General features: G+C 42.6%; 4 protein-coding genes and 1 pseudogene. 4 read left to right on the forward strand and 1 reads right to left on the reverse strand.

Annotated features, from left to right (window positions below):
• Positions 1 to 160: 160 nt before the first annotated feature.
• The 3 genes from O9290_RS26960 (at position 161) to adhE (ending at position 5,036) form a co-directional block, all read left to right on the forward strand.
• Positions 161 to 1,399 carry an ATP-binding protein gene (locus tag O9290_RS26960; protein WP_288056564.1) on the forward strand — a complete coding sequence of 413 codons (1,239 nt, stop codon included), beginning with the start codon at positions 161 to 163 and terminating at the stop codon, positions 1,397 to 1,399.
• Positions 1,396 to 1,716, forward strand: coding sequence for a hypothetical protein (locus O9290_RS28670; protein WP_288056565.1), 321 nt, complete (start codon positions 1,396 to 1,398; stop codon positions 1,714 to 1,716). Before O9290_RS26960 ends, O9290_RS28670 begins: the two co-directional genes overlap by 4 nt.
• Positions 1,717 to 2,369: 653 nt before the next feature.
• Positions 2,370 to 5,036, forward strand: coding sequence for a bifunctional acetaldehyde-CoA/alcohol dehydrogenase (gene adhE, locus O9290_RS26970; RefSeq protein WP_288056571.1), 2,667 nt, complete (start codon positions 2,370 to 2,372; stop codon positions 5,034 to 5,036).
• A gap of 175 nt (positions 5,037 to 5,211) precedes the next feature.
• Here the strand turns inward: adhE and gloB are convergent, their stop codons facing one another.
• Positions 5,212 to 5,985, reverse strand: a complete 774-nt coding sequence (gene gloB / locus O9290_RS26975; RefSeq protein WP_288056568.1) for a hydroxyacylglutathione hydrolase — start codon at positions 5,983 to 5,985, stop codon at positions 5,212 to 5,214.
• A 198-nt stretch (positions 5,986 to 6,183) separates the two neighbouring features.
• Here gloB and O9290_RS26980 point away from each other — a divergent pair.
• Positions 6,184 to 6,306: pseudogene (locus O9290_RS26980) on the forward strand (transposase family protein); the annotation flags it as partial.
• Positions 6,307 to 6,318 lie beyond the last annotated feature (12 nt).

Below are 6,318 nucleotides of genomic sequence, written 5' to 3' on the forward strand. Positions count from 1 at the left end.
GTTAAAAATTATCAGATGCCCCCCTTATCAAGGGGGGATTAAGGGGGGACTAAGGGGGGATCGGCACCCCCCTTATCAAGGGGGGCAGGGGGGATCGAACCTAAAATCCATTTTTAATTTAATTATAACCAGCTACTTATCGTCAATCAAGGGGGTAACAATGAGCCAAATTAAAGTTAAAAACTTCGGTCCAATTAAGGCGGGTTTACTAGAAAATGATGGTTTTATCGACGTTCGGAAAGTAACGATTTTTATCGGTAATCAAGGAACTGGAAAAAGTAGCATTGCTAAATTATTATCAATATTAAGCTTGTTGGAAAAAGCTCTATATCGTGGGGATTTAGAGGAAAAATATGTGACTAAATATAATCGTTTTGTTAAATATTTTTGTGAATACCAAAATTTAACCAATTACTTTTTAGCCGAAACCCAAATTGAATACAATGGAGATGTTTATCGAATTAGTTTTGAAAATGAGAAATTATCGATCGAGCGTACTGATAATTCAAAGTATCGAGTACCAAAAATTATTTATGTACCAGCAGAGCGAAACTTTTTGAGTGCAGTAAGATGGCCAGAAAAACTCAAAGGACTGCCAAAATCATTATATACTTTCTGGGAAGAATTGGAGCGCTCACAACGGGAATTATCTGGCAGTTTGACTTTGCCAGTAGGTGAGGTTAAATTGGAATTTGATAAACTCAATAGACTGGCCAAGATTGTGGGTAGTGATTATAAACTAAATCTATCAGAAGCTTCCAGTGGTTTTCAGTCTTTTGTTCCTTTATTTCTCGTTTCTCGAAATATTGCTTTATCGATTAATCGAACTCAAGAAACTTCCGGCAATGAACTCAGTGGAGAGGAGCAAAAAAGATTAAAAATGGAAATCGAGAAAATTCTCTCTAATGATAATCTTTCCGATGACCTAAAAAAGGCAGCACTAGAAGTGTTATCTTCTAAATACCGCAATGAGTGTTTTGTAAATATTGTGGAAGAAATCGAGCAGAATCTATTTCCCCAATCTCAGAAAAAGATTTTATATAAATTATTTGAATTTGCCAATTTAACCCAGGGAAATAAACTAATTTTAACTACTCATAGTCCTTATATTATCAACGATCTAACCCTAGCTATCAAAGCGGATAAAGTTATCAAAAAAATCCTATCATCAGCGATTTCTAACGCCGATTATCTCCAAGAAAAGCTCAACCAAATTGTCCCGAAAGCCTCTTGTATAGCGGCAGAAGATGCTATTGTATATGAATTAACAGAGCAAGGAGAAATCCGAGAACTTGCTACATATAATGGTTTACCTTCTGATGAAAATTATCTCAATCTTTTTCTAGGAGAGACAAATCAGCTTTTTGATGATTTACTAGAAATCGAAGAACAGTTATGAAGATCAATTTCTTTGATAAAAAATGTCAGAGTCAAACCCATCGGCATAAATTTGGAATTTGTGATCGGCCACCTCCCCCAGAAACTCCCGCTTATTTAGATACAGAAAATCCCAAGGATTGGATTGCTATTGTGGAAAACTCTCAAGAAATTGAAGTGACATTTACCGCTATTGATAAATGTATTGAAATTAGAAAAGTCGATGGTAGTGGTATGGATAAACGCTGTGATGGAATGCTGACCTATGCTAATTGTTTGATTTTTGTAGAATTAAAAGAACGAAAGGGGAGAAATCATGAGTGGGTAGGAGACGGATAAAAGCAACTGAGAAACACAATTCGGATATTTATTGAAAATCATGGTATAGAGGATTATTCATCTAGAAAAGCCTACATTGCCAATAACAAAAAGCCTAACTTTCAGACTTCACAAACAGAGAGGATGGAAAAATTTCGCCAAGAAACTGGGTTTAGATTAATCATTCAAAGTATCATCAAAATTGACTGATTCAATTCTCTTTGATTCGGTGGCTCTGAAGATATTGATTTTTTAGAGTTTAGAGATATCCTAGTTTGATGTTGAATCTCACCCTGAATCCGTTGCCAAGCTGTGATCAACTTTAAACTTTTCACTCAAGGAGTGCGGAATAGAACCAGCTTCTCGAACACCAGCTTGAATTTCTGGTAACTTGATCATTGAGTCTCTGTCCTCAAACTTTTTCTAGGTACTGGTCAATCCTAATTTATACTAAATCCAGTTATTAAAAACTGATTATTTATTCTCCCCTTTGCATGAGTGCCTCTTGCATGAGTGCCTGTCCTGATATGTAACCTATGCTCAATGGATTTAGGATTAGTATCCTATAATACCAATGCTTAGGAAACTATAAAGAAAATCCCAAGATTAAGCGAATCCCCTGCCGAAAAACGCTAGAGTAGAATAAAATGCCTAATTTTTTCGACAAAATTGTTATGATAGTTACCAATAGACAAGAGCTAGAAGAACTCATTCAACAGGTAAAAAAAGCTCAACAACAATTTGCCAACTATAGCCAAGAACAAGTAGATCTTATCTTCAAAAAAGCGGCATTAGCAGCTAACAACGCTCGCATTCCCCTGGCTAAAATGGCCGTACAAGAGACAGGGATGGGGGTAATAGAGGATAAAGTGATTAAAAACCATTTTGCCTCAGAAATCATCTACAACAAGTATAAACACAGCAAAACCTGCGGCATTATCGAAGAAGATAAATCCTTTGGATTGCAAAAAATCGCCGAACCCGTGGGCATTTTAGCGGGGATCGTACCCACCACAAATCCCACCTCTACAGCCATTTTTAAAGCCCTAATTGCCCTGAAAACCCGCAACGGCATCATTTTTTCCCCCCATCCGCGAGCGAAAGACTGCACCATCGCGGCGGCCAAAATTGTCTTGGAAGCGGCCGTCAAAGCGGGTGCGCCGGCCGGTATTATTGGTTGGATCGATCAGCCATCGGTGGAACTTTCCCAAGCATTAATGCAACATCCCTGCATTAATTTAATCCTCGCTACCGGCGGTCCGGGTATGGTAAAAGCGGCCTATTCTTCGGGAAGACCTTCCTTAGGAGTCGGTGCCGGCAATACCCCCGCTTTAATTGACGAAACCGCTCACATAAAAATGGCCGTTTCCTCGATTATTCTCAGTAAAACCTTCGATAACGGCATGATTTGCGCCTCCGAACAATCGGTAATCGTTGTCGATAGCATCTATGAAGAAGTTCGACAGGAATTTATTGATCGCGGGGCCTATCTTCTTTCCCCCGAAGAAAGGGAAAAAGTCGTCGGGATTCTCCTAAAAGATGGTCATATCAACCCCGATATCGTCGGGCAACCAGTGGAAAAATTAGCCGCCATGGCCGGAATTTCCGTTCCCGAAGATACCCGATTACTAATCGGAGAAGTAGAAAATATTGGTTTAGAGGAACCATTTTCCTACGAAAAACTCTCGCCAATTTTAGCTATGTACCGAGCGAAAGACTTTGAAGATGGGGTGAAAAAAGCCGAAAAACTGGTCTTATTTGCGGGTCGAGGTCATACGGCCGTGCTTTATACCGCACCCTCAAATCGGGAACATATTAAACGCTTTGAAGACAACGTAGAAACGGCCCGGGTATTAATTAATACCCCTTCCTCCCAAGGTGCGATCGGTGATATCTATAACTTCCGTCTCGATCCTAGTTTAACCCTCGGTTGTGGCACTTGGGGCGGTAATTCCATCAGCGAAAACGTCGAACCTACCCACCTATTAAATATTAAAACCGTGGCCGAGCGCCGGGAAAATATGCTTTGGTTCCGAGTACCACCAAAAGTATATTTTAAATACGGGTCATTACCGGTCGCTATTCGGGAATTAGCCGGCAAAAAACGGGCCTTTATTGTCACCGATAAACCTCTTTTTGACCTAGGAGTTACCGCACCTTTAGAGGAAGTTTTAGAAGAAATCGGCATCACGATTAATATCTTTTATGATGTGGAACCCGATCCTTCCCTAGAAACCGTCGAACGGGGGTTAAATGTCATTAATACCTTCAATCCCGATGTGATTATCGCTATCGGTGGCGGTTCCCCCATGGATGCCGCTAAAATTATGTGGCTACTCTACGAGCATCCAGAGATAGAATTCGAGAGCTTGGCCATGCGTTTTATGGATATCCGCAAACGAGTCTATGAATTGCCCCCTTTAGGTGAAAAAGCTCTGATGGTGTGTATTCCCACCACTTCGGGAACAGGATCGGAAGTGACTCCCTTCGCCGTCGTGACCGATCGCCGTAATAATATTAAGTATCCTCTGGCAGATTATGCTCTAACTCCCAGCATGGCCATCGTCGATCCAGAATTAGTGCTAAATATGCCGAAAAAATTGACAGCCTACGGCGGAATTGACGCTTTAACTCACGCTCTTGAGGCCTACGTCTCGGTTTTAGCCTCAGAGTACACCAATGCTCTTGCTCAAGATGCCATCCGACTGCTGTTTAAATATCTGCCCAGTTCCTATCATAACGGAGCTAAAGACCCCAAAGCGCGGGAAAAAGTCCATTACGCGGCGACAATGGCCGGAATGGCCTTCGCTAATGGCTTTTTAGGCATCTGTCACTCCATGGCCCACCAATTGGGGGCCATTTTCCACATTCCCCACGGTCTGGCCAATGCCTTGATGATTTCCCACGTCATCCTCTATAATGCCACCGATGCCCCCTTTAAACAGGCCACCTTCTCTCAGTACAAATATCCTAACGTGAAGTGGCGCTATGCCAGGATCGCTCATTCCTTGGGATTGGGGGGAGAAAGCGAGACCGAAAGTGTGGAAAGATTGGTATTAGCGATCGAATGTCTAAAACGGGAAATCGGTATTCCGGCCAGTATTAAAGAGGTAATTCCCGAAAGTGAAGCCGAATTTATGGCCAAATTAGACCATTTAGCCGAACAAGCTTTCGATGATCAGTGTACCGGAGCCAATCCCCGTTATCCCCTGATCGAGGACTTAAAAACCCTGTTAATCCAAGCTTATCACGGCAATTTGCCCCTAGAGGTGACGGTAAATGGTCACGGTGAGGTCAGTCTTGCCGATTTGAAGTTAGATCCGCAACCTTTGAGCTTTTAGAGATCGATTTTGCCTTGGATCCCCCCTACCCCCTAGTAGGGTTGATTCATGAATCAACCCTACCATGAATCAACCCTACCATGAATCAACCCTACCATGAATCCCCCCTACCCCCTTGCCTAGTGCCTATTGCCTATTGCCTTTCTTCACTAGGAAATTTATTTGGCACGACTACTTAAAAATTATCTTTTTTCCCCCGCAGCCGTGCAAACACTTGTACTGGTTCGTTGCTATCCATGGTCATTGCCAAAGCGGGACTATCCCAACGCAAAAAAGGATTAGTCAGCTTTTCCGTCCCCAAAATTGCTGGAATCGTGGGAATATCTTGGGCGCGATTTTTCTCCACTTCCCGATAACGCTGTTGCAGAGCAGCATTATTAGGGTCAACTGTCAAGGCAAACTTTAAATTATTTAACGTATATTCGTGAGCGCACCAAACCCTGGTTTGGTCAGGCAGCGATCGCAATTTAGTTAAAGAAGCCACCATTTGCCCCGGTGTTCCCTCAAATAAACGACCACAACCCCCCGAAAACAGGGTATCACCACAGAATAACTCGCCGTAATCTCCGGGGTTAACTGGGGGAAAATAGTAGGCAATATGAGCGCGAGTGTGGCCGGGGACAAAGAAAACCTCGGCCGAGCGACCGGCAAATTCCACCCGATCCCCCTCCGCTAAAAACAGCTGCTGCCCCGGAATGCGACCGCGATCCTCCTTTCCCCCATAAACACAAAGATGGGGATAACGATTAATTAAAGCCTGATTAGCCCCCACATGGTCGCCGTGGTGATGGGTATTGAAAATAGCGACTAAATCCACCTGTAAAGCCTCTAATCGCCTGAAAACGGGTTCAGTTTCCGCCGGATCCACCACGGCTGCGATTTTTTGCGCTCGATCGTAGAGGAGGAAAATATAATTATCGGAAAGGGCGTTAAGACGTTCGATCTCCATGGTAGCATCTTGGGCTAAGGTTTAACTCGATCATTTGACATCCTCGCCGGCGTAAAACGGACGGCGATTCCTCACCACGCCACTTTTTTAGGGTGGTCGCGTCAACGTAGGGCTATTTCATTCTCCCATCAGAATATCAAAAGTAAAAGCGATCACTGTCTTTGTAAAATGAGAAGTGACCGCCAACCTTTTAAATATATGTTGAGCTTAATAGAAAAACTGAAACAAGTCAAGGACTTTCGGAAAGATAAAGGAAAAAGACACCCTTTATGGATAGTATTAGTAGTAATAATACTGGGAACAATGCTAGGATACTCAGGTTAGAGAGAGCTA

This window comes from Microcystis sp. LE19-41.2A (genome assembly GCF_027530405.1).
GTDB lineage: Bacteria > Cyanobacteriota > Cyanobacteriia > Cyanobacteriales > Microcystaceae > Microcystis > Microcystis aeruginosa.